The sequence below is a fragment of the Corallococcus carmarthensis genome (genome assembly GCF_003611695.1).
Taxonomy (GTDB): Bacteria; Myxococcota; Myxococcia; order Myxococcales; family Myxococcaceae; genus Corallococcus; species Corallococcus carmarthensis.
In genome coordinates this window covers 1-2,082 of sequence record NZ_RAWE01000436.1, presented here as the reverse complement: position 1 = coordinate 2,082, position 2,082 = coordinate 1, and the positions used below count along the sequence as shown (strand labels likewise).

The 2,082-nt window shown below is 72.8% G+C and carries 3 protein-coding genes; all 3 read right to left on the bottom strand.

Annotated elements, in window-relative coordinates; all coding sequences use genetic code 11:
* Positions 1-292 (bottom strand): transglycosylase domain-containing protein (locus D7X32_RS44245; protein WP_167506574.1); only part of this gene is annotated, 292 nt, incomplete at its 3' end.
* A 130-nt stretch (positions 293-422) separates the two neighbouring features.
* Positions 423-1,145, bottom strand: coding sequence for a CHAP domain-containing protein (locus tag D7X32_RS44240; protein WP_120608459.1), 723 nt, complete (start codon positions 1,143-1,145; stop codon positions 423-425).
* A 267-nt stretch (positions 1,146-1,412) separates the two neighbouring features.
* Positions 1,413-2,082: hypothetical protein (locus D7X32_RS45870; protein ID WP_208752768.1), on the bottom strand; the 670-nt coding region annotated here is incomplete at its 5' end.

Sequence of the window (2,082 nt, the reverse complement as noted above, 5' to 3'; positions counted from 1 at the left end):
CCGCCTGCCCCACCGCCCGCGCCAGCTCCACCGTGTCCACGCCGTCGTGCAGGTAGAAGCTCGCGTCCTCGGAGATGAGCACCGCGTCCACGGCGGGCTTGGACACCGCCGACAGCGGCACCCACTGCTGCCGGCGGCGCGGCTTGCGGCCGGCCTCGCGTGCCTCGCTCGCGCGCTGCTCGATGAGCGCGGTCGTCTTCGGGTTCTCCTTCGCCAGGAGGCTCGCATCCGGCAGCCCGATGAACGTGGCCGCGGCGATTCCCACGCCCAGCACCAGGACGCCCACCGCCACCCCGCGCGCCCACCGCCTTCTTCGCGGTGGCGCTGGAGGCACCTCCGGCGGCGGCGGCCGGACGGGCTCGGCGGGTTCGGGACTCGGGGCTTCGGACGGACCTTCGACGGTGGACATCTCCCGGCCGTGTCTAGCGCTGTGCCGTCCGGGCGTCACCCTTGACGGTGAGCTTCGCGGAGGCCAGGCGCGTCGGCTCGGGCGAACGCCAGCGCTCGTCCACCGACGCGAAGCCCGCCACCAGCTCCCCCGCCATGTAGCCGCGCGTCTTCTTCCCCTTGCGGCGCAGCCAGTCGTTGAGGATGTGCCCCTTCGCGTCCTTGCGCGCCTCCGGCTGCAGCAGGTTGAAGCGCGAGCGCTTCACCAGCCCGCCCGACTTGTGCACGAACGTCACCGTGCCGTCCGCCCCCACCCGCTCCACGATGCCGATGTGCGTGAGGCCGTCGTTGATGAGGCCGTCGCGGTTGCGGTCGAACGTGTTCTTGAAGAACACCAGCGCGCCCGGCGTCGGCGTCTCCGACAGCATGCCCAGCGCGCGCGCCTTGCGGTGGATGGCCGTGACGCCGTTCTCCTCCGGCAGCACGTCGTCGGGCAGCAAATCCAACTGCCGCTGCTGGAACGCCAGCCGCGTCATGCCCGAACAATCATCGGTCACCGTCGAGCTCATCTTCGCCAGCGTCGTCATCCCCACCCAGGACTTCGCCCGCCACAGCGCCCGCTCCGACAGCTGAACCACCGGCCGGACCTTCTTCGTCGCCGTGGCCTTGTTCGCTGCCTGCGCTGCCCCGCCCCACACCAGCGCGCTCACCAACGCGCCCACCCACACGCCTCGTCCCATGCGGACGCGGTAGAGCAACCGCCGTGCCCGGTCCTCGCGGCGTTGCGCGTGTCCAGCTCACGACGAAGGGCGCCCACACCTCGGCATGCGGTGGGCAAGGAAGTTCCCACCCACGGCAACGACGAGCCCTGGGTCCTTCAGGGCAGGAGGATGTCCGGGGTGGCCGGCTCGGAGCCCTGGGGGTCGTTCGCGGACTCCTGACCGGAGCTTGACGCGGCGTTGTTCCACCGGCGCCCGGACGGTACCCGCGGCTGTACCGTGCCGCTCAACACCCGCAGGTGCTCGTCATGGACGATGGGCGCCTGAGAGTAGCCGGGGGGGGAGGGCGATCCGCGTGGTCGGCCTGGAGGGCTCCGACCCGCAGTACTTGCTGGCGCATCCGGGACTGAAGGACTCGCCGCCGCGCATGCCCGGGACCACGCCGGTCCTGTCGGCGCCCCAGGTCCGCGTGGGCCTGGGTTGCATCAGGGCCGGGGGATTGGACGACGGAAGCACCGGCATCGGCACGCTCTTCTCGCGGGCCTCCAGCGCGACCATCAGCGGCAGCGCCAGCCCCAGGACCGCGAACTGCCCCAGGGCGCCCGGCAGCCGCGTGCCGGCGGCGGGCAGCACCTGCGTGCGCAGGCTCGACAGGATGAACGCACCGCCAATGGCCGTGCACAGCGCGAGCGCCCCCCACGTCATGGCCTGCGCCGTGATGGTGATGGAGGACAGGCGCCAGGTCGCGCCCATCTCCACCGCCGTCTTCCAGGCGCGGGCCTTCCAGTCCGCCGCCGGCCCGGCCATGCCGTAGCCCACCGCGCACGCCGCCACCCACACGGCCGCGCCATGCACCTCGCGCCGCAAGAGCCACCCCTGCGTGAGGCCCAGCGCCACCCCCATCCCCACGGACGCCATCCCGGGCGACAGCCCCAGCGCCACGGCCAGGGCCCGCGAGCCCACCAGGCCCACCGCC